Below are 19,834 nucleotides of genomic sequence, written 5' to 3'. Positions count from 1 at the left end.
CAGAAGGAGGGATTGTCAATGAGCAGAAAAGTCACCTTCTCCATTATCATTCCCATGTATAACGAAGAAGCCGTCATACAGGAAACGTACCGGCGGCTGAAGAAGGTTATGAGCGCCGCGGGGCAGCCTTACGAGCTGCTGTTCGTCAACGACGGCAGCAAGGACCGCAGCGCAGGCATTATCGCGGAGTACGGCTACTGGGACGAAACGGTGAAGCTGATCGACTTCTCCCGCAACTTCGGACACCAGATCGCCATCACGGCGGGCATGGACTACGCTTCGGGCGACGCCGTCATCATCATCGACGCGGATTTGCAGGATCCGCCGGAGCTGATCTTGCAAATGATCGACCAATGGCGGGAAGGCTACGAGGTCGTCTACGCCACGCGAAGCAAGCGGAAAGGCGAGAGCAAGTTCAAGCTGTGGTCGGCGGCGGCGTTCTACCGCATCCTGCGGGCGTCCACGGAGATCGACATTCCGGTGGACACGGGCGATTTTCGCCTGATGGACCGCAAGGTCGTCGACCAGATGAAACGGCTGCCGGAGAACAACCGGTTCGTGCGGGGACTCGTCAGCTGGGTCGGCTTCCGCCAGACGTCGATCATGTACGACCGCGACGAGCGGCTGGCAGGGGAGACCAAATATCCGCTGCGCCGCATGATCAAGCTGTGCCTGGACGGGATTACGTCCTTCTCGTATAAGCCGCTGAAGCTCGCGGGCTACATGGGCGCCGCGCTGTCGGGCATCGGATTCGTCTTCCTGCTGTACGTGCTCTACTTGGCGGCGTTCACGCACTCGACGATGAAAGGATGGCCGTCTCTTATGGGCATCTTGCTTATTTTCAACGGATTCATTCTTCTTATGCTCGGCATACTCGGCGAATATGTCGGCCGCATCTACGATGAGACGAAAGGCCGCCCGCTCTATATCGTCCGGGACATGCAAGGCTTTGCGGCCGGGGCAGGCGGCGCCGCTGGTACCGTCGCCGAGCAACCGCCGCTGCCGCGGGCCGGAGGTGGGCAGCTATGACAGCCCGGCTGCTGAAATTCGGCGCCGTCGGGCTGCTGAACACCGGCGCCGATTTCCTCGTCTTCGCCATGCTGACGGCCGCCGGAAGCCCGGTGCTGACGGCGCAAGCGATCGCTTATGCCTGCGGGATGCTGAACAGCTACCTGTTGAACCGCAGCTGGACGTTCCGTTCGAGCGCCAGCCGCACCCGCGAAATGCCGCGTTTCATCGTGCTCAATCTCGTCGTGCTTGCCTGCGTGACCTTGGTACTGGAGCAGCTGCGCACGGGAGCGGGCCTGCCGCTTCTGCTTAGCAAGCTGCTGGCTACGGGCGCAGGCATGATCATCAACTACGCTGGCAGCCGATTCTGGGTATTCGGGGCTCGCGGCTATTCATCCGAAACAAGGAGTGACACCCCATGACCATGACCATTCGCAAAGCCGTTATCCCCGCGGCGGGACTCGGAACCCGTTTCCTGCCCGCAACGAAGGCGCAGCCGAAAGAAATGCTGCCGATCGTCGATAAGCCGGCCATTCAATATATCGTCGAGGAAGCCGTTCAGAGCGGCATCGAAAGCATCATTATCGTGACGGGCCGGAACAAGAAATCCATCGAGGACCATTTCGACAAGTCGGTCGAGCTGGAGCAGCTGCTGGAGGACAAGGGCAAGGAGAAGCTGCTGCAGGAAGTGCAGGCGATCGGCGACATGGCCAGCGTGCATTTCATCCGCCAGAAGGAGCCGCTCGGCCTCGGGCACGCGATACTGTGCGCCAGGCAGTTCGTCGGCGACGAGCCGTTCGCGGTGCTGCTCGGCGACGACATCATGGTGTCGGAGCCGCCGGCGCTCTCGCAATTGATCGACGTCTACTCGCGCACGGGGCGTCAGGTCGTCGGCGTTCGGGAAGTGCCGAACGAGGACGTCAGCAAATACGGCATCGTGCGGCCCGCCGCGGCGCTGGCCAACGGCGCGTACCGCATCGGCGGTCTCGTCGAGAAGCCGTCCGCGCACGAGGCGCCGTCCAATCTGGCGATCATGGGGCGGTATGTGCTGAAGCCGGATATTTTCCCCGTGCTGGAGCGGCTCGAACGCGGTGCCGGCGGTGAATATCAGCTGACGGATGCGCTGCACGCCATGTGCGCTTCGGACGAACTGTTCGCGCTCACGCTGGGCGGCAAGCGGTACGATATCGGCGATAAAATCGGCTACATGAAGGCGATCATCGAGGTCGGCTTGCAGCGGGCGGAGCTGCGGGACGTCCTGCTGCCGTACTTGCGCGATATCGTAGGCGAACAGTCGTACTTGCGCGAACTGCAAGGCTTGGTAGGCGAGCATCCGCTGGCGCGATAAGGGAACGATGGCGCTGCAGGAGGTCGACTTCCGTCATGCCATGCCCCGGATGTCTCGTGCATCGCGCCCTCGCGACGGAAAGAGGCGTGAGGCGGGCCGAGCTTTGCGGAGAAACCGCGATTTTGGCAGATCGTCCGTGTTTTTCCCCGTATCGTCCAAGAAGGCGGCCTTGATCGGGTGTATTGTAAAGGTATCCGATGAGAGAAGGGGAATGAGCAAATATGTTGCGTGCGAACTTTCAAGTAAGCGAGGAACAAGCGGCGTTTTACCGGGAGAACGGCTTCGTGCAGATCGACGATCTATTGTCGCCGGAGGAGCTGGCGGAGCTTCGCGAATATATGGACGAGACGATGAACTATCAAGGCGGTCGGAGCATGCAGACGGACCAGGCGGGCGGCGCGTACTTCAAGGTGCTGAACCAGCGCGTGAACACGTGGAGGGATCACGGCGGCATGGCGAAGTTCGTGCTCGGCGAGCGTTTCGCCGACGTAGGCAAGCAGCTGACGGGCTACGAGGGCATCCGCCTGTTCCACGACCATGCGCTGCTTAAGATGCCGGGCGATTCCAAAGTGACGCCTTGGCACCAGGACCGTCCGTACTGGCCGATGAACGAAATGAATGCGTTCTCGATCTGGGTCGCGCTCGACGACGTCGACGAGAACAACGGCTGCATGATGTTCGTGCCGAAATCGCAGCGCATCCGCAATTTGAAGGGCGTCGACCTCGTCACGCCGGAAGATATTTTCGGGCAGGACGGCGCGAAGGACGTCGACCGCAACACGGCCGTCATTTGCCGGATGAAAGCGGGCAGCGCGACGTTCCACGACGGGATGACGTTCCATTTCGCCCATGCCAACAAGACGGACAAACCGCGCCGGGCGCTGGCGATCGTCTTCATGGCGGACGGCACGACTTACAGCGGCGCAGGCCATGTCATCACCGACGGGCTTGGCCTGGAGAAGGGCGAGGCGCTTGGCGGCGGCTTGATGCCGAAGCTGGCGTAAGCGGAATAGCATAGGAAGAATGGCCGAGCGGTAATGCTCGGCCGGCAGGCTGCCGAGCGGATATTCGCTTGGCGGCTTTTTTCTTTTACCGTTCTTCCATTGGCGCCGGGATCTTGAGAAATGCCGATTTTCTATCGGAGCCTTCCCGCAGAACGAGGGAATTGCGGTGCTTTTGCAGAATTATACATCCATTAGGATCAATAGTTGAACTGGATGGTGATCATTGAATGAGCCTAGAGCAACCGAAACATACGATTTCGGTGGCGGCTTTCGTCAGAAACGAGCATGGCGAAGCGCTGCTGCTGAGAACGCGCCGGCGTTCGGATACGTGGGAGATGCCGGGAGGGAACGTAGAGCTCGGAGAGCCGCTGGAAGAAGCGGTTCGGAGGGAATTTCTCGAGGAAACCGGCATCGTCATACGTCCGACCGGTATCACGGGCGTCTATTTCAATGCAACCAAACAGGTATTGTCCGTCGTATTCCATGCGGAGTACGTCAGCGGCGAGATTCATATTCAACCGGAAGAAATAGTGGAAGCAAGGTTCATCCTGCTTAATGAAGAGAACATTGACCGCTACATCACGCTTCCGCAGCAAAAATCCCGTACGCTCGATGCCATGAACGCCTCGGGCGTCGTTCCTTATGAAACATGGGAAGTCAATCCGGCCTATCATCTGCTAGGCAGATTGCATCAAGGTCAATGAGCAGGTTCGTGCTTATGACCGTCGGAAAAACGCATAGCGGCAAAACCACGTTCGCGAGATCGCTGGAGCGCGAGCTGCCCAACGCTGTCGTTATCGATCAAGATCATCATGCCGGATTCCTTGCCGCCTATTACAAGCCGCTGCTTCCGCAGCAGCATTCGAATGCGCTCAAGCATGCCATTACGCAGACGATCGTGGAGTATGCCATAGCCGAAACCGACAAGCATGTCCTGCTATGCAATTCCAACCTTGACTATTCCGCTCGCAAACGTCTGCTTGACCCATTCCATGCGCATGGCTTCAGCAGTATCCTCGTTTATTTCGATCTTCCTTCTCATCTTCTTCATGAGAGGGTTGCGGCCAGCGGGCGCAGCGCGGCTCTGGGAATCGAGGTCTCCTTCGACGATGTCCTCGACAGGCAAGAGGCCCGCTATGACAACGGCGAATGGACGGCTCCGGGGCGGGATGAAACGCATGCTCGGTTCGTCATCGACGATCCTGCTCAAACCGGGCATGTAAAACAACGAATCCTTCGCATCATCCAAGCTTCGGCGGACAATCATCCATCGTAAACTACCGCTTCCGGATTCCGGTACCGCCGGCGACTGCGAAGCAGCCGACAGGGCAGCTTCGCAGGTTTGCGCATCTCCGATAGCGCGCTCCCAGCCAAGCATCTCCAGCCGCGGCCCCCAGCTACAGACCTCCCATCACTGACCTCAGCCACTGACCTCAGCCACTGACCTTCGTTCACGTATTTCCGGCCGCGCTTTACAGCTCCTTCGTCATCCGCCGGTAGTCGCTGCCCCCGATGCGCAGCATCCCCGCTTCGACGTAGCCGCTGCGCGCGTAAATGCCGTACGCCCGATCGTTGTAAGACTCCACGATCAGCGCGGTCCGCCCGAAGCCAAGCTCGCGGGCCCGCTGCTCGGCGGCCGCCATTAACGCCTTCGCGATCCCTTGGCCGCGATATGCTTCGCCGACGGCCAGCGCGTCGAGATACAGCTCTCCGTCCATCGCTTCGCGTACGATCTCCCGCTCCGCTTCCCCGAAATCACGTCGCATCCGCGCCAGGTAAGGCTCGTCCAGCAGATGCGCGTCATCGCCGGGATACGCGACGATCATGCCCGCGATCCGGCCGTCCCGTTCATCGACGATGACATGCTCGCAGCTGATCCGGTTGCCCGGCTGCTTGAAGAAATCCGACAGCCGCTCCGCCGCATCGGCATCGTCCGAGGCGCCGGTCAGCAAGTACGCGATCGAGCCGATTGCCTCCATCAGCAGCGGAATGACCTCGGGCGCATCGTCTGCTGCAGCTCTTCGTGTGCTCATGTTGTCACGACCTTCCGTTTCGCGGCCTTTGCAGGCCGCTTGCAGCGATATTCAGCAGCTTCATGCCGCTTGTCCACCATTATAACGCTATTATGGCGATCGCAGGAAACTTCCATTCGGCGAGCTCGAGCCGGCCTATGCAGACGGGATTCATTGCGGATCGGACATGCGAAGCGTTCCGGAAAGCAGGGAGGCGCGCGGGCGGCTGCGGCGGAAACGCGTCGTCATGGATCGCGAGCCGCGGCAATACGCTAGTTATAGGAACGCGATCCGACTAGCGGGAGGGCGCTGCCATGGAATGGTACCTTAAGGTGCTGCGGAACTACGTGAATTTCTCCGGAAGAGCCAGGCGTACGGAATATTGGATGTACGTGCTGTTCAGCTTCATGGCTTCCGTGCTGCTGGCGATCGCCGATGCGATGCTTGGTGCCGGCCGGCTGCTTTCCATGCTGTATTCGCTGGCCGTGCTGCTGCCCTCGCTGGCCGTCGTGGTGCGCAGGCTTCACGATACCGGGCGCTCGGGCTGGTGGTACTTCATTATTCTGATTCCGATCGTCGGCGCGATCGTGCTGCTCGTCTTCCTGCTCCTGGACAGCGAGCCCGGCATGAACCGTTACGGGCCGAATCCGAAAGGCGAGTGAGCCAAGCCGGCCGGGCTCGACGCGGCAGCCGGCTTGTCCATAACCGCTTCGCCGCAGAAAACCTTCAACTCCGCTTCATGCGGAGTTGAAGGTTTTCGTGCTGTGCTGTACGGCGCCGCCTGCGTCAGTCCCGGCCCGCCATGTACAGCAGGTCGGCGATCTTCTTCGGCTCCGTCTTGAATTGCGTCATATGATCGCCGTAGCCCTTGATCAGCCGGAACTGGCCGAGGCGGCTCGACATATGGGGGTGCCAGCCGTAGCCGAGGCCTTGCGGCAGCACGTTGTCCACCGTCAGGTAGACGTAGCTCTTCGGCGTCGTCAGACTGTAAAACTTCTTCAAATCGAGCTTCTCGAAGAGCGGGCCGGCCGGCTCGGGCTTGATGCCCGCATAAAGCTGCCGCGCCGTTTCGAGGCTCGCCAGATTGACGAACGCATCGCGGAAGAACGGGAATGGCAGCATGATGGCGTTGTTGCCGGATGCCTCCATCAGTTGGGTGAACAGCGCGACCGCTTCCGGCGGCAATTCATCCGACAGGCTGCCGCCGTCCTTGAGGACGAACGCGTCGATGAAGACGATCCGTTTCAGCCGCTCCGGGACGAGCTCCGCCGCTTTCTGGACGATCGTGCCGCCGAAGCTGTGTCCGACAAGCACGACATTGCGCAGATCAAGCGTCTCGATATCGTCCGCGATCGCCTGCGACATCATGGCATGCGTCGCCGCCGTGTTGGCGAAGTCTGCGCCGTGACCGGGATATTCGGGAGCGTAGACGGTATGGCCCTGCCTGCGCAGCTCGGCGGCGACGCCGTTCCAGAAGCCGGCGTCGGCCCAGGAGCCGTGGACGAGCACGAATGTCAGCGGCTGCTCCCGCCTGCGGACCGCTTGACGGTATGCGGCCGCGGCATCCCATGGATGCGCCGGCACCGGGGGAGCGTAAGGATACGCGACGGGAGGAAAGTAACCGACGTATCGTCCATTCCGCGCGTACGGACCGTGTAGGCTCGTCATACTCGTCATAGTCATGTAGGGAATCATGAGGCGATGTTCCTTTCCTGCTTGGTTCCTATACTATACGCCCACCGGCCCGGCGGCGTGATTCGCGAGCCCGAATTCATCGCCGAAGCCTTCATTCCGAGAGGCGATCCCAGGGGCAATCCGAGAGGTCAATCCGAAGGGCCGATCCGAGAGGCCAATCCGAAAAGTCAATCCGAGAGCCCCGTCCGCACAAGGCCGGGGTATGCCGCCGTGTCCGGATCCTTCGAGCATCGGACGGCATCCTTGTCCGCAGAAGGCGCGGCATGACCGGAATAGGCGTTCATCCGTCGCTATCGAACGTCACGCCGGGGCATCTGGTATCAATTGATAGGAGATGGTTTTCATAGAGTTCGGGTGATCGACCAGTACGAGCTATATGCCATGTACGTATAAATACAGTACATCCTTGCTGCTGCCGCATCTATGATGAATGGAATCTATGAAAACCGCCCCCGTACCGCGCCGCACCGGGACGCGGCGGACGCCTCGCCTTCGACGCCTTCGGCAGACAACAGGACGCAACCATTCCATATAGAAAGAGAGGTTGAGTCATGCATGATTTAATGGTTATGACGACGATTTGCTCATTCTTGCTTACCATCGCCTTCATCTTCCTGCGCCCGAACGTCAATGAAGCGTATCCCGCTTCCGTTGGCGCTTTATTCGTTCTGTTGAGCGGCAGCGTCTCGCTGTCCGACCTCGGAAGCATCACCGAAACGATCAGCGGCGCGGCAATTACAATCATAGCCACGATTGTCATGGCGATTGTGCTGGAGAGCTTCGGTTTCTTCTACTGGGCCGCTGATTTGCTCATGCGGAAAGCGCGAGGCTCGGGCATCCGGCTGTTCTGGCTGACGAATCTGTTCTGCTTCCTGATGACCCTGTTCGTGAACAATGATGGAAGCATTCTCATTACGACGCCGATTCTGCTGATGCTCCTGAAGAACACGGGGCTCAAGAATGCGCAGAAGCTTCCGTATCTCATCTCGGGCGCCTTGATCGCGACGGCTTCCAGCGCGCCGATCGGCGTCAGCAACATCGTCAATCTGATCGCGCTCAAAATCGTTCACATGAGTCTCTACATGCACACGGCCATGATGTTCGTTCCCGCCTCGCTCGGGCTCGTCCTGCTATCGTTCATCCTGTTCCTGACGTTCTGCCGCACCTTGCCGAAACAGCTGCCGATGGGCGGGCAGAGCTTCATGCCGGGCAGCCATCCGCTGCAGGACGTCTATCGCAGCGGGAACCGGAACAAGTTCATGCGCAATGTGCTGATTTTCGTATTCGCCGTGCGGGCCAGTCTCTTCGCCGCTTCCTACGTCGGCTTCCCCGTCCCGGTCATGGCGGTCATCGGGTCGCTCGTCTTGCTCGTTTGGCGCTGGATGTATCTGAAGATTACGCCGCTCGACATGCTGAAGAAGACGCCGTGGTATATTCTCATCTTCGCTTTCGGGATGTACGTTATTATCTTCGGCTTGAACAACATCGGCTTGACGGACTACCTGATCCGCGTGCTGCATCCGATCGTGTCCGGAAGCCTGCTGAACGCGAGCGTGATGATGGGGGCGCTGCTGAGCGTGCTCTCGAACCTGTTCAACAACCATCCCGCGCTGATGGTCGGCACGCTGACGCTGACGCATATGGATCTGACGCCGATTACGCTGAAAATATCGTACCTCGCCAGCGTGATCGGAAGCGACATGGGTTCGCTGCTGCTGCCGATCGGGACGCTCGCCACGTTGATGTGGATGCATATCGTCAAGAAGGGCGGCGTCAAAATCAGCTGGCTGGATTATTTGAAGGTGACGGTCGTCGCCATTCCGATTACGCTTATCTTCACGCTCGCGCTGTTGTCGTTCTGGGTATCGTGGCTGTTTCATTAAGGGAACAAGGAAGCCGGCCGCGGTCATATCATGAGCCGCATGCGTTCATCGGAGCATAGGAACGCCTCGCGACGGCCAGCGAAGCGGGACGGGAGCGTTCCAAGCCGATTGCCCGCAGGCAAAAAAAAGAGATCTTCGGCATCGAAGATCCATTATAGAGGAGAGTACATCCACAGCTTATGTCGCCCTGCCCCGATCGGTATGGGTTTGTTGCGCTATATAGGCAGAGATGACATGGATTTGTAATGGAATTGCAATGCCATTTTCATCTTCTTTTAATCTTCGCTCCCTATAATATGAGTCAACCCCCTATTATATAGATTGACTTCAGATCCGCGGCCCGTTGCTGCGGATCTCTTTTTTTTATTGCTGCTGGGACGGCGGGCAAACCATGTGAATGCCGTCCGATTGAAACGGAGACGCTTCGGTCAGGCTGCTTAAGGCGACGGTTTCTTCCTGGTCCGGCCGGTCCAGCGGGTAAATGCGGGCCGTGTCGTTCTCCGCGTCGACATGCTGGATATAGACGGGGACGCCGTCGCAGGTTACGTCGGCCATGATGGGCGAATTCGCGATTTCTTGCGCGCGCTGCTTGTTCATGTGTGGCTCCTGTTCGATTGGAATGTCATGCATACGGTTTAATTTGCCGCTTCGGGGCGGAGGTTTATGCATGGCGCCTGCCGGGTACTTCCAGCATGCGCGAGACGGGCGCGGCGTAATTAGCGCTGGAGGCGGGATGCCTTATTGTCAATGCCGGGGAAATCTGGCATATTGAGAGTAATCAAGGCGTTGCCGGCCGCGGCCGGTCGCCGAAGCGGCGGAAACCATGTAACGCCCCGGGAGGAGAACGATCATGGAAACGTACATGTTGGCGCTTGATCAAGGCACGACGAGCACGCGCGCGCTGCTGGTCGACCGCAGCGGCGCGATTGCGGGCATGGCGCGGCAGGAGCTGCCGCTGCAGTATCCGCATTCCGGCTGGGTCGAGGCGGATGCCGATTTCATATGGGAATCGTCCTGCCGCGTCATCCGGCAGCTGCTCCGGGACACGGGCGTCGCTGCGGAGCAAATTGCCGGGCTCGGGATAACCAACCAACGCGAAACGACGGTCGTCTGGGACCGTGCCACGGGAGCGCCGGTCTATCCGGCGATCATCTGGCAGTCCCGCCAGTCGGCCGATATTTGCGAACGTCTCTCCGCGGAAGGCCATGGCGATGCGGTTCGCGAACGCACCGGGCTGCGGATCGATCCGTACTTCTCGGGCACGAAGATAGCCTGGATCCTGGAGAACGTGGCCGGCGCAAGGGAGCGGGCGGAGGCGGGAGCGCTGCTGTTCGGCACGATCGATACCTGGCTGATCTGGAAGCTTACCGGCGGAGCGGCGCATGTCACGGATGTGACGAACGCCTCGCGCACGCTCATGTACAACATCCATGAGCTGGGATGGGACGATGCGATGCTGACGATGCTGGACGTGCCGAAGGCGATGCTGCCGGAGGCGCGTTCCTCGTCGGAGGTCTACGGCCATACGGAACCGTCGCTGTTCGGCGGCCATCCGATTCCGATCGCCGGCGTTGCGGGAGACCAGCAGGCGGCGCTGTTCGGGCAAGCCTGCTTCGACAAGGGCGGCGTGAAGAACACGTACGGCACCGGCTGCTTCATGCTGATGAACACCGGCGAAGTGCCCGTTGCCTCGCGGAACGGACTGCTCACGACGATCGCCTGGCAGGCGGACGGGCGCGTCGAATACGCGCTGGAAGGCAGCGTCTTCGTGGCCGGCGCCGCGATTCAATGGCTGCGCGACGGCCTCGGCATGATCGTCTCCGCCGCCGAATCCGCGGCGATCGCGTCGCCTTCCGCCGATGGTGTGTACGTCGTGCCCGCCTTCGTCGGCCTCGGCACGCCGTATTGGAACAGCGACGTCCGCGGGGCGATGTTCGGCTTGACCCGGGGCACGACGAAAGCGCATATCGTCCGGGCGGTGCTGGAATCGCTCGCGTACCAGACGAAGGACGTGCTGACGGTCATGGAAGCGGAATCGGGCCTCTCGCTGCATGCGCTCGCCGTCGACGGCGGAGCGGTGGCGAACGATCCGCTCATGCAATTCCAGAGCGACATGCTCGGCGTGCCGATCGAGCGCCCGGCCGTGAACGAATCGACGGCGCTCGGCGCGGCTTTCCTGGCCGGCCTTGCCGTCGGGTATTGGAAGGACCGAGGCGAAATCCGGGCCTTGCGCCAAGTCGACCGGTTGTTCCGGCCCGCGATGGAAGAAGCGGAGCGGACGCGGCTGTACGGAGGCTGGCTGCGCGCGGTGAAAGCGGCCATGGCGTTCTCCGAATGAAAGCCGCTGACTGAAAGCCGCTAACCATTAGCGCCAGCCATCATCGTTCGTCATTATATCGAAGGCAACAGGACGAAACCACGGAGACCGTTATTCCTTGGATGCGCGGGCGGCATTCGCGGAGCTGCGGCCTTTCGTGGTTTTTTGGTTAAAGATAAAGGATGAAGGCGGTTATGGATACGGTAGGCGTACAGAAGCAGCATCGGCGGCTCCAGCGTACACTGAACGGAGAAGGGCAGGCGTAGAACTCATGATAACGAATGCGAAGAACGTCCGGTTCGGAGCGGCGGACCGGCTCCCGCTATTGGCGGATATGGCGAAGAAGCCCGTCGATCTGCTCGTCATCGGGGGCGGGATTACGGGAGCGGGCATCGCGCTCGACGCGGCGTCCCGCGGGCTGCGGACGGCGGTCGTGGATATGCAGGATTTCGCGGCAGGCACCTCCAGCCGTTCGACGAAGCTGGTGCATGGGGGCCTGCGGTATTTGAAGCAATTCGAGATCGGCGTCGTGGCCGAGGTCGGCAAGGAACGGGCCGTCGTCTACGAGAACGGGCCGCATGTGACGACGCCGGAATGGATGCTGCTGCCGCTGTATGCGGGCGGCACGTTCGGCAAGCTGTCCACGAGCATCGGGCTGCGCATGTACGATTATTTGGCGGGCGTCAAACGAAGCGAGCGGCGCGTGATGCTGAGCCGGCAGCAGACGCTGGAGAAGGAGCCGCTGCTGAAGCGGGAAGGACTGAAAGGCGGCGGCTATTACGTCGAATACCGGACGGACGATGCGCGGCTGACGATCGAAGTGATGAAGAAGGCGGTCAAGCGGGGCGCGCTTGCCGTCAATTACGCCCGGGTGGAGCGGCTGTGCTACGACGCGGCCGGCCGGCTGGACGGCGCCGTCGTCCGCGACCTGATCGGCGGCGGCGAATACACGGTGAACGCCGGCAAGATCGTCAATGCGACGGGCCCTTGGGTCGACCAGGTGCGCGACATGGACGGCTCGAAGCAGGGCAAGACGCTGCGGCTGACGAAGGGCGTCCATCTCGTGTTCGACGGCGGGCGCTTCCCGCTGCGGCAAGCCGTCTATTTCGATACGCCCGACGGACGGATGGTGTTCGCCATCCCGCGCGAAGGCAAGACGTACTTCGGCACGACCGACACGAACTATGCCGGCGATACGGCGCATCCGACGATGACGGCGGCGGATCGCCGCTACCTGCTCGACGCGGCGGCCTTCATCTTCCCGGAGCTGGCGCTGGCCGAGGCGGACGTGGAATCGAGCTGGGCGGGCTTGCGGCCGCTCATTCAGCAGGAAGGCAAGTCGCCGTCCGAAATCTCGCGCCGGGACGAAATCTTCGTGGCGCCGTCGGGCCTAATCTCCATCGCCGGCGGCAAGCTGACGGGCTATCGCAAAATGGCGGAGACGGTCGTGGATAAAGTCGGCGAGCTGCGGCTCCAGGAAGGGAAGCCCGCGCTGCCGGCAAGCAGGACGAGGACGATTCCGATCTCCGGCGGCGATCTTGGCGGCTCCGCCAATTTCGCGGCGTTCGTCCGCACGAAGACGGGCGAGGGCCGGCGGCACGGCTTCGCGGCGGCCGAAGCCGAGTTTCTGGCGCGGCGTTACGGCTCCAATACGCCGCAGCTGTTCGAGCTGGCCGCGATCGTGAAGCCGTGGGCAGCGAGGCACGGGCTGCCGCTCGTGCTCGCCGTCCAGCTGCGCTACGCGATGGAGGCGGAAATGGCGGCCACGCCGGCCGATTTCCTCGTGCGGCGCACGGGCGATTTGTACTTCCGCATCGCCGAGGCGCGCAGGCGGAAGGATGCCGTCATCGCCGCGATGGCGGAGCGGCTGCATTGGCCGGCCGAGCAGCGCGACGCGTACGCCGCGGAAGTGGAACGGAAGCTGGCGGAAGCGGTGGAGCCGGGGACGGAGCCGGAGTAAGGCGGGGGACCGGAGCATAACGTTTCGGCACGGCGCTTTTACTTTTATTTAGCGGCGGTTCTTATCTCGAAAAAACAAGCAAATAAAACCGATCTGAGCGCGACGTATTCTTATGGCATATCGGCTGAACGATCGGCGATTTATAACTCTCTAAGGATCAGGGGTTCTCTACAACAGGCGGTTGCCTGGGGAACCCTTAGATTTGCCGTGGGATCAAAGGGCTGAAGCGGACAAGAGATGCGCTATTGGCTCGTGTTGTGTCCGATCGGCAGCCCAAAACACCGAATACAAATAATGGATCCTGTGTATCCTGTGTCCGTTACCTATGGGGTTATCTCGTTCAGGCGATGCGACATTCGTTCCGAGCGGCAGTTAGCGCGCGAGATCCAGACGAACTCGGCTTAGCCTAGTGTCGCAATTCGATGCGGCTTTTCTATTGCTTCGATACGTCGCATGGGAGTAGCAGCCCCAAGCGAAAACATACGCGGTGGACGGTTATGGTTTTACGACGAAATCGATGATGTCACGAGGTCCGCCCCGCGGCAACACAAAAACCGTAAGATGGCCCAAGCGCATCTTACGGTTTTTGTGTCTCCGGTTACTTCTTGTAATAAATATAAACCTTCTGCGTCGCTCCGTCCCAGGTTGCCTTGCCGCCGAGGAAAGCGGCCGCGGCGCGGACGCTGACGTAGGCCGACCCGTCCAGCACGATGAATTGGGGAACGGGCATGCCGTTGACGTACGGCTTCTGAGTGGCGGAATCCCAAGCGACGGTGGCGCCAAGCGACTCGCCGAGCTGCCGCAGCGGCGCGTAGACCGAGCCGTCCACATTGCGTCCGTACGCCGCAAGCACGTCGTTGACGACGACCTTGATCGTGTCCTTGTCGCTGAGCGGTTTCAGAACGACGGCGCCGCTGTAGCGGTTGTAGAATGCCAGCTCCATGGCGTCCATGTCCACTTGGCCGCCGATGCCGCGGACGGTGCCGGACGCCGAGTATTGGAAGACCGCCCATTCGCTCCACGTGTCGTTGTCCATCGGCTTATCCTTGCCGTAGTGGGCAACCCACAGCGGCCAAGCGCCGAGCGCCTTCCCGAGGTAGGTCTTGGCGAAGCTGGCCCCGGTATAGATCATCGCCTCATGCCCCGTCAGCCGCTGTACCTCATTCAAATAACTGACGCACCAGTTCGTCAGCTTGTTGGCCGGTACTTTCGAGGCTTGGCCTTCGACGTCCAGGACGTGGGGGAAGTCCGCCTTATAGCCGGCGACGACGGAGGCGAAGTATCTCGCTTCGGCAGCGGCGTCGTTCTTCTCCGGATGGGCATAATGATAGAATCCGACGCGCAGCCCGGCAGCGGGCGCTTGAACCGCGTTCGTTCGAAATGCGGAATCGGTGACTCCGATGCCGTCGGTCGCTTTAATGAACGCGCCGGCGACGCCGTCGTCATGGACCTTCTGCCAGTCGATCGTGCCTTGATAGTGCGAGACGTCGATGATTTTCACATTGCTGTCGCTTCTTGCTTGCATAGCATCACGGCTCCTTCTCTCGAATCTGCCTCGTACTAGTTTATGAGCGTGAGAGGGCCGGCGTAACGGGAATAGCGCCCTTTCGGGCGGCGAAACAAGCCGTATCGGTCCGGAAAAGGCTGCCGCCCGGGGATATACCCCCAAGCGCAATGAAACGGCCTCCGTCCATTGAAGTTCAGGACGTAGGCCGCTTAGCCGCTTTTTATGTTTTATGCTGTCTACTTGACGGAGTGCAGTTCACCCGGATGCCGAAAGGGCGGTTCGTGCTTTGCGTCGATGATGGCGCTTATCGAGCGTTCTGCAGATGCTCTTCCAGACGATCCCAAGTTTCCGTGATGCCTTGCTCCATGCCCATGTCAATGACCTGCTGCAATGCTTCGGGGGACGCGTAAGTCGCTTGGTTGACGAGTTTTGTTTTTCCTTCGAATTCCACGAACTGAAGGATAATATCCGTTGACGGCATATCCGTCGATACATTGCCTTCGCTATCGGAGAAGTAGTCGGTGTAATCGATCTGCTCGTTCGTTGCGATGGCCTTGTAAATGGCTTTGCCCCAAGATTCCATGCCGTAGAAATCGCCTTGCGCCTTGTCTTCGCACTTCATGCAGTAATGCCAGATGCCGCCGGGGCGGAAGTCTACGGTGCACACCGGAATGGACCAGCCGCGCGGCCCCCACCATTGCTTCAGATGCTCCGCGTCGGAGAAGGCTTGGAATACAAGCTCGCGGGGAGCGTTAAACACGCGTTCCAGCGTCAATACGTTTCCGTCTACTTTGCTCAGCATTTGGTTTGCCATTGGTTGTTTCCTCCTCGAATTGGGGGTGCTCATTCTTTCGGTTTCGCTTGCAGCTGCTGCAAATATTGCTCTAGGTTGTCGTAACGCTCGTTCCAGATCCGCCGGTAACGCTCCAACCATTCATCCAGTTCTTTCAAAGGCTCGATGCGAAGCTCGTAGTTCCGCCGGTTGGCTTCCGCTTCGACTTTCACCAGGCCGGCATCCAAGAGGACGCGCAAATGCTTGGACGCTTGAGGCTGCCTTAGCTCCAGCCTTTCCGCGATCTCGCCCACCGACAGGGAGCCGCCGGCCAGTAAATCAACAATGCGTAATCGGTTCGGCTCTGCCAGAGCGCTAAACGTCGTTGCACGATCCATCATTCGGTGTCATCACCTCGTTTTTGCGGCGCTCTTGCTTACGTTCTCAATATACCTTACAAGGAATATTCCGGTCAAGGAATATTGAAATTTTTTTGAGCGAATGAGAAAAGGAAATCATGTCGAACAGTCCGTTAAAGCGAGTATTCCCCATAACGGATCAATAAGCCCGTACATGCGAAGCCCGTATCATGCGCCTTCGTCCCGCTGCCGCGAACGCGCTTTTGTTCTGTGGCGGACTGCTCATATGGCGTTTTCCCGTCCAAAACGCATCGGAAGAGCGGGTGCGAAACGACCGGGGATTCCCAAAACGAAGGTTCCGTAATAGAATCATACAATCAGATGAAAGCGCCTGCGGATGGATGGTGATCATTGCATGAAATTGTTGGATCTCTACCGGTCGCGGAAATATTTTATGCGGTTGGTCGTTTCCTTTGCCTTGCTCGCTTCGATGCTGCTGATCGTATTCGGCTCGCTGTTCTATTCGTACGCGCAGCGCAGCGCGATGAAGCTGCAGCAGGAGTCGACCCGCAAAGTACTCAAGCAGGTCAACTACAATATCGACAACCTGTACGATACCGTATTGAATTTTACGATTTCCACGTTCTCGGACCGCGATATTTCCGTACTGATGCAGAACCGGGACATGGATATTTTCGATCTGTATAATCGTCTGCAGAAGTTCGATTATATCGCCAACACGAACTTGTTCGTCGATTCCATCGTGCTCTATAACGCGCACAGCCGCTGCTATTATATATCGCCGCAGACGGTTCCGGTGCAATGCGAAGCCGGCAGCCAATCCAATGTATTGAAGCAGTACCGAAGCGGACACGCCGACATGCCGGACATGAAATTCATTCCGGTCGCCATCGCGGATAACCAGGGAAGTCGGACGGTGCTGACCTTGTTCAAGCAAGAATCGGGAAGCATCCTGATGGTCAACGTCAAGCCGCAGTGGCTGTTCGATAACGTGCGCGCGATCAACGACTTGGCCGACAGCGCGCTCGGCGAAGTGATGATGTTCGACGCGGACGGCAACAGCCTCTCCATGGGGACAACCGACGCGGTCGACGACGGAACGAAGCGCCAGATTATAAGCAAAGTCGAGGCCAGGCAAGCGACGGAAGGATATTTCACGCTCGGAAGCGGGAGCGGCAAGAAGCTCGTCATGTTCAGCACGTCGGCGACGACCGGATGGCGCATCGTCGGCATGCAGTCCTACAAGGCCGCGTTCGGCGCCCTGGACCAGATCCGCACGTTCTCGTTCTTGCTGCTCAGCTGCTTCATCGTGCTGACGCTGTTCGCCTCGACGTTCATTTCGATGAAGCTGTACAAGCCGATCGGCAGCCTCATGCAGTCGCTGCGGGCGGTTCCCGACAGACTGGACGGCGTGAGCCGCGGCAAGGACGAGCTGGCGTTCCTGTCCTCGTTCAATCAGCGGATGCTGGAGGAAATGGCCAAGCTGGAGCAGGGGAACAAAGCGACGGAGAGCATTGCGAAAGACTATTTCCTGCGCCGGCTGCTGCTGGAGCGGCAGAAGATGAGCGGAGAAGAGTTCTCGGAGCAGATCCGGCTGCACGGGCTGAAGCTGACGGAAGCGGACGGCGCGTTCCTCGTCTGCCTGATCCGCCTCGACAACGCCCATTCGTCCGGCAAGACGGCCGAACTGCATAAGTTCGCCGTGCAAAATATTGCAGAGGAAATGTTCCGCGCCTTCGCGCTTGCGGAGAGCGTTCAGCTTGGCAACGAATTCGTGACGCTGCTGCTTGCCGTGCCGCAGGCGGACCGGGATAAATTGAACGAGCTGCCGAAGGCGGTTGCGAAATTGCAGGATGTCGTGCGCAATTACTACCATATCGGGCTATGCGCGTCGATCAGCGCCGCCGCCGACCATCACGACCGGCTGTCGGACGCTTACGAGCAGGCGCTCATGCTGGCCGAATACCGGATGATCTACGGAAGGACGGCCGTCATCACGCCGGAATTGGCCGCGGTCAACGAGCAGAATGAAGCAACGAGCCTGGACGATCAGCTCGAGAGGAAATGGCTCGAATCGATCCGCACGACGAACATGAAGAACATCGAACCGCAGCTGGTGAAGATTTTCAAGCGGCTGTCGGCTTTCCGCATCGATCATCTCCTGCAGACGCTGCAATATTTGACCGCGATCACCGTCAATCATTTGAAGGAAACGAATCTGGACGACACGCATGCCGTGAAGGCGTCGCTGCTTTCCTTCAACCGGCGGATCATGGAGCAGGAAACGCTGGACGACGTGCTGCTGCAGTACATCGATCTGTTCGAGAAGGTGACGGAACCGCGGCAGACGAGCACGGACGATAAGAACCGGATTTTGGCCGCGGCGCTCAAGGAAGCGATCGAGAAGCATTATGCCGACCCGAACCTGAGCCTGCAATTCCTGGCGACCAAGCTCAAGATGAGCAAAGCGCATCTCAGCAAGGTATACAAGCAGTGCGAATCCGAATCGCTGAACGACTATATTAACAAGGTTCGCATCATGCATGCCGTATCCGAGCTGCAGAACACGGACGCCACGATCGCGCAGATCATGTTTAATGTCGGCTTCGTCAGCGAAAGCTATTTCTACAAGACCTTCAAACAATCGCTTGGCGTGACGCCGAGGGAATTCCGCACGAATCACGTGCTGAACCAGGACTGAAGCGCAGGTTAAGAGCTTCCGTAGAGTCATTCCGTTGACTTGCGGAAGCTCTTTGTTTACGTTCCAGGCAGCCTTGCGGGGATGCAGGACATATTCCAATAGCGTTCCATCCTGTTCCGAGAGCGGTCCAAAAGCGTTTCGAGAACGTTCCCAAAGCGTTCCATGCGCGTTCCAAGAACATTCTTACGCGCCGCAAGCAGAAAAACGACCATTGAGCAGTCCGTTTGTTCAGCTTTTTGACGTTCCAGCAGTAGGAGGCCGCCTTCCGGGATGCCATACTGTGGTCAGGAAGGAGGTGAAGGAAATGCAGTGGCTTGCACGTGAGTGGAGGCATGTCAAGAAGAACAGGGAGCTGCTGCTGCTCAGTCTCCCGGGCTTCATCTACAAATTCATTTTCTACTATTTACCGCTCGCGGGCCTTGTAATTGCATTCCAGAACTATAACTACACGAAGGGCTTGTTCGGAAGCAAATGGGTCGGCCTGCACAATTTCAACTTTTTCTTCACTTCTGATTTGGCATGGCGGGTGACGCGCAATACGATTCTTTATAATGTCGCGTTCATCATCCTGACGACCGTCTTCGCGCTGGTGCTGGCGCTCATGCTGAACGAATTGTCCAAGCGATGGTTCAAGGTGCACCAGACGGTCATGTTCCTGCCCTATTTCTTATCGTGGGTCGTCGTCGGCTACATCGCGACCGGGTTCTTCGATTATCAGCACGGCGCGCTCAACACGCTGCTTGCCTCGTTCGGCATCGACCCGACCAACTGGTATCAGAAAGCGAGCTACTGGCCAACGATCATGATCGTCGTGCAATTGTGGAAGGCGGTCGGTTTCCAGGCGCTCATCTACTATGCCGGCATTATCGCGATCGACCCGAGTTATTACGAGGCCGCCCGCATCGACGGCGCGACCAAGCGGCAGATGATCCGCAAGATTACGCTTCCGCTGTTGACGCCGCTGGTCGTGATCCTGCTCATTATGGCGGTAGGCGGCATTTTCCGCGCGGATTTCGGCTTGTTCTATTACGTGCCGAACGATTCGAGCTTCTTGTACCCGGTAACGGACGTTATCGATACGTATGTCGTGCGATCGCTGCGGACCATCGGCGACGTCAGCATGTCGACCGCGGTCGGATTCTACCAATCCGTCGTAGGCTTGGCCCTGGTCTTGATCACGAACTTCATTATCCGCAAAATTAACGAAGAAAACGCGCTCTGGTAGTCGGCATGAAAGGAAGTCAACG

Annotated in this window: 17 protein-coding genes and 1 pseudogene; 12 read left to right on the top strand and 6 right to left on the bottom strand. The window is 59.2% G+C overall.

Annotation, left to right across the window (positions count from 1 at the left end):
- The first annotated feature begins 18 nt into the window (after positions 1–18).
- From GXP70_RS26030 to GXP70_RS26005, 6 genes are all read left to right on the top strand, one after another.
- Positions 19–1,029 (top strand): glycosyltransferase family 2 protein, encoded by a 1,011-nt coding sequence (locus GXP70_RS26030; RefSeq protein WP_162359505.1) that lies wholly within the window; start codon positions 19–21, stop codon positions 1,027–1,029.
- On the top strand, positions 1,026–1,430 hold the full coding sequence (locus tag GXP70_RS26025; RefSeq protein WP_162359504.1) for a GtrA family protein: 405 nt from the start codon (positions 1,026–1,028) through the stop codon (positions 1,428–1,430). Before GXP70_RS26030 ends, GXP70_RS26025 begins: the two co-directional genes overlap by 4 nt.
- Positions 1,431–1,432: 2 nt before the next feature.
- Positions 1,433–2,356 carry a UTP--glucose-1-phosphate uridylyltransferase GalU gene (galU, locus tag GXP70_RS26020; RefSeq protein ID WP_162360685.1) on the top strand — a complete coding sequence of 308 codons (924 nt, stop codon included), beginning with the start codon at positions 1,433–1,435 and terminating at the stop codon, positions 2,354–2,356.
- Between the two features lie 221 nt (positions 2,357–2,577).
- On the top strand, positions 2,578–3,360 hold the full coding sequence (locus GXP70_RS26015) for a phytanoyl-CoA dioxygenase family protein (RefSeq protein WP_162359503.1): 783 nt from the start codon (positions 2,578–2,580) through the stop codon (positions 3,358–3,360).
- A 227-nt stretch (positions 3,361–3,587) separates the two neighbouring features.
- Complete coding sequence (locus GXP70_RS26010; RefSeq protein ID WP_162359502.1) at positions 3,588–4,064, top strand: NUDIX hydrolase; 477 nt, start codon at positions 3,588–3,590, stop codon at positions 4,062–4,064.
- 14 nt (positions 4,065–4,078) lie between these two features.
- Complete coding sequence (locus GXP70_RS26005; protein ID WP_263864048.1) at positions 4,079–4,636, top strand: ATP-binding protein; 558 nt, start codon at positions 4,079–4,081, stop codon at positions 4,634–4,636.
- A 196-nt stretch (positions 4,637–4,832) separates the two neighbouring features.
- Here GXP70_RS26005 and GXP70_RS26000 read toward each other — a convergent pair whose 3' ends face one another.
- Complete coding sequence (locus GXP70_RS26000; protein ID WP_162359500.1) at positions 4,833–5,393, bottom strand: GNAT family N-acetyltransferase; 561 nt, start codon at positions 5,391–5,393, stop codon at positions 4,833–4,835.
- 293 nt (positions 5,394–5,686) lie between these two features.
- On the opposite strand from GXP70_RS26000, the gene GXP70_RS25995 reads away from it, so the two are divergent.
- On the top strand, positions 5,687–6,034 hold the full coding sequence (locus GXP70_RS25995) for a DUF805 domain-containing protein (RefSeq protein ID WP_162359499.1): 348 nt from the start codon (positions 5,687–5,689) through the stop codon (positions 6,032–6,034).
- A gap of 124 nt (positions 6,035–6,158) precedes the next feature.
- Here the strand turns inward: GXP70_RS25995 and GXP70_RS25990 are convergent, their stop codons facing one another.
- Positions 6,159–7,055, bottom strand: a complete 897-nt coding sequence (locus GXP70_RS25990; protein ID WP_225442555.1) for an alpha/beta fold hydrolase — start codon at positions 7,053–7,055, stop codon at positions 6,159–6,161.
- Between the two features lie 563 nt (positions 7,056–7,618).
- On the opposite strand from GXP70_RS25990, the gene GXP70_RS25985 reads away from it, so the two are divergent.
- Complete coding sequence (locus GXP70_RS25985; protein ID WP_162359498.1) at positions 7,619–8,950, top strand: arsenic transporter; 1,332 nt, start codon at positions 7,619–7,621, stop codon at positions 8,948–8,950.
- Between the two features lie 423 nt (positions 8,951–9,373).
- On the opposite strand, the pseudogene GXP70_RS25980 reads toward GXP70_RS25985, so the two are convergent.
- Positions 9,374–9,547 (bottom strand): annotated as a pseudogene (locus GXP70_RS25980) (small acid-soluble spore protein H); the annotation flags it as partial.
- 253 nt (positions 9,548–9,800) lie between these two features.
- On the opposite strand from GXP70_RS25980, the gene glpK reads away from it, so the two are divergent.
- Positions 9,801–11,288, top strand: coding sequence for a glycerol kinase GlpK (gene glpK, locus GXP70_RS25975; RefSeq protein WP_162359496.1), 1,488 nt, complete (start codon positions 9,801–9,803; stop codon positions 11,286–11,288).
- Between the two features lie 250 nt (positions 11,289–11,538).
- Complete coding sequence (locus GXP70_RS25970; protein WP_162359495.1) at positions 11,539–13,227, top strand: glycerol-3-phosphate dehydrogenase/oxidase; 1,689 nt, start codon at positions 11,539–11,541, stop codon at positions 13,225–13,227.
- 598 nt (positions 13,228–13,825) lie between these two features.
- Here GXP70_RS25970 and GXP70_RS25965 read toward each other — a convergent pair.
- The 3 genes from GXP70_RS25965 to GXP70_RS25955 all read right to left on the bottom strand — a co-directional run bounded on the left by GXP70_RS25965 (position 13,826) and on the right by GXP70_RS25955 (position 15,907).
- A complete protein-coding gene (locus tag GXP70_RS25965; protein WP_162359494.1) occupies positions 13,826–14,752 on the bottom strand; it encodes a GH25 family lysozyme in 927 nt (308 codons plus the stop codon).
- Positions 14,753–15,038: 286 nt separating this feature from the next.
- Entirely contained in the window at positions 15,039–15,548 is a 510-nt protein-coding gene (locus tag GXP70_RS25960; RefSeq protein ID WP_162359493.1) for an SRPBCC domain-containing protein, read from the bottom strand.
- Between the two features lie 29 nt (positions 15,549–15,577).
- Positions 15,578–15,907, bottom strand: coding sequence for an ArsR/SmtB family transcription factor (locus GXP70_RS25955; RefSeq protein WP_225442554.1), 330 nt, complete (start codon positions 15,905–15,907; stop codon positions 15,578–15,580).
- A gap of 373 nt (positions 15,908–16,280) precedes the next feature.
- Between GXP70_RS25955 and GXP70_RS25950 the strand changes: the two genes are divergently transcribed.
- Both GXP70_RS25950 and GXP70_RS25945 read left to right on the top strand, forming a co-directional pair.
- On the top strand, positions 16,281–18,587 hold the full coding sequence (locus tag GXP70_RS25950) for a helix-turn-helix domain-containing protein (protein WP_162359492.1): 2,307 nt from the start codon (positions 16,281–16,283) through the stop codon (positions 18,585–18,587).
- A gap of 304 nt (positions 18,588–18,891) precedes the next feature.
- Positions 18,892–19,812: an ABC transporter permease gene (locus GXP70_RS25945; RefSeq protein ID WP_162359491.1), complete on the top strand. Its 921-nt coding sequence runs from the start codon at positions 18,892–18,894 to the stop codon at positions 19,810–19,812.
- Positions 19,813–19,834: the final 22 nt, after the last annotated feature.

This window comes from Paenibacillus lycopersici, from assembly GCF_010119935.1.
GTDB classification, from domain to species: Bacteria; Bacillota; Bacilli; order Paenibacillales; family Paenibacillaceae; genus Paenibacillus_Z; species Paenibacillus_Z lycopersici.
Note: the sequence above shows the minus strand (reverse complement) of the source record. Positions and strands in the feature narration are given on the sequence as shown.

Coding starts and splice junctions, on each gene's coding strand:
- GXP70_RS26030 (WP_162359505.1), top strand. CDS start 19: ATGAGCAGAAAAGTCACCTTCTCCATTATCATTCCCATGTATAACGAA.
- GXP70_RS26025 (WP_162359504.1), top strand. CDS start 1,026: ATGACAGCCCGGCTGCTGAAATTCGGCGCCGTCGGGCTGCTGAACACC.
- galU (WP_162360685.1), top strand. CDS start 1,433: ATGACCATTCGCAAAGCCGTTATCCCCGCGGCGGGACTCGGAACCCGT.
- GXP70_RS26015 (WP_162359503.1), top strand. CDS start 2,578: ATGTTGCGTGCGAACTTTCAAGTAAGCGAGGAACAAGCGGCGTTTTAC.
- GXP70_RS26010 (WP_162359502.1), top strand. CDS start 3,588: ATGAGCCTAGAGCAACCGAAACATACGATTTCGGTGGCGGCTTTCGTC.
- GXP70_RS26005 (WP_263864048.1), top strand. CDS start 4,079: ATGACCGTCGGAAAAACGCATAGCGGCAAAACCACGTTCGCGAGATCG.
- GXP70_RS26000 (WP_162359500.1), bottom strand. CDS start 5,393: ATGAGCACACGAAGAGCTGCAGCAGACGATGCGCCCGAGGTCATTCCG.
- GXP70_RS25995 (WP_162359499.1), top strand. CDS start 5,687: ATGGAATGGTACCTTAAGGTGCTGCGGAACTACGTGAATTTCTCCGGA.
- GXP70_RS25990 (WP_225442555.1), bottom strand. CDS start 7,055: ATGACTATGACGAGTATGACGAGCCTACACGGTCCGTACGCGCGGAAT.
- GXP70_RS25985 (WP_162359498.1), top strand. CDS start 7,619: ATGCATGATTTAATGGTTATGACGACGATTTGCTCATTCTTGCTTACC.
- glpK (WP_162359496.1), top strand. CDS start 9,801: ATGGAAACGTACATGTTGGCGCTTGATCAAGGCACGACGAGCACGCGC.
- GXP70_RS25970 (WP_162359495.1), top strand. CDS start 11,539: ATGATAACGAATGCGAAGAACGTCCGGTTCGGAGCGGCGGACCGGCTC.
- GXP70_RS25965 (WP_162359494.1), bottom strand. CDS start 14,752: ATGCAAGCAAGAAGCGACAGCAATGTGAAAATCATCGACGTCTCGCAC.
- GXP70_RS25960 (WP_162359493.1), bottom strand. CDS start 15,548: ATGGCAAACCAAATGCTGAGCAAAGTAGACGGAAACGTATTGACGCTG.
- GXP70_RS25955 (WP_225442554.1), bottom strand. CDS start 15,907: ATGATGGATCGTGCAACGACGTTTAGCGCTCTGGCAGAGCCGAACCGA.
- GXP70_RS25950 (WP_162359492.1), top strand. CDS start 16,281: ATGAAATTGTTGGATCTCTACCGGTCGCGGAAATATTTTATGCGGTTG.
- GXP70_RS25945 (WP_162359491.1), top strand. CDS start 18,892: ATGCAGTGGCTTGCACGTGAGTGGAGGCATGTCAAGAAGAACAGGGAG.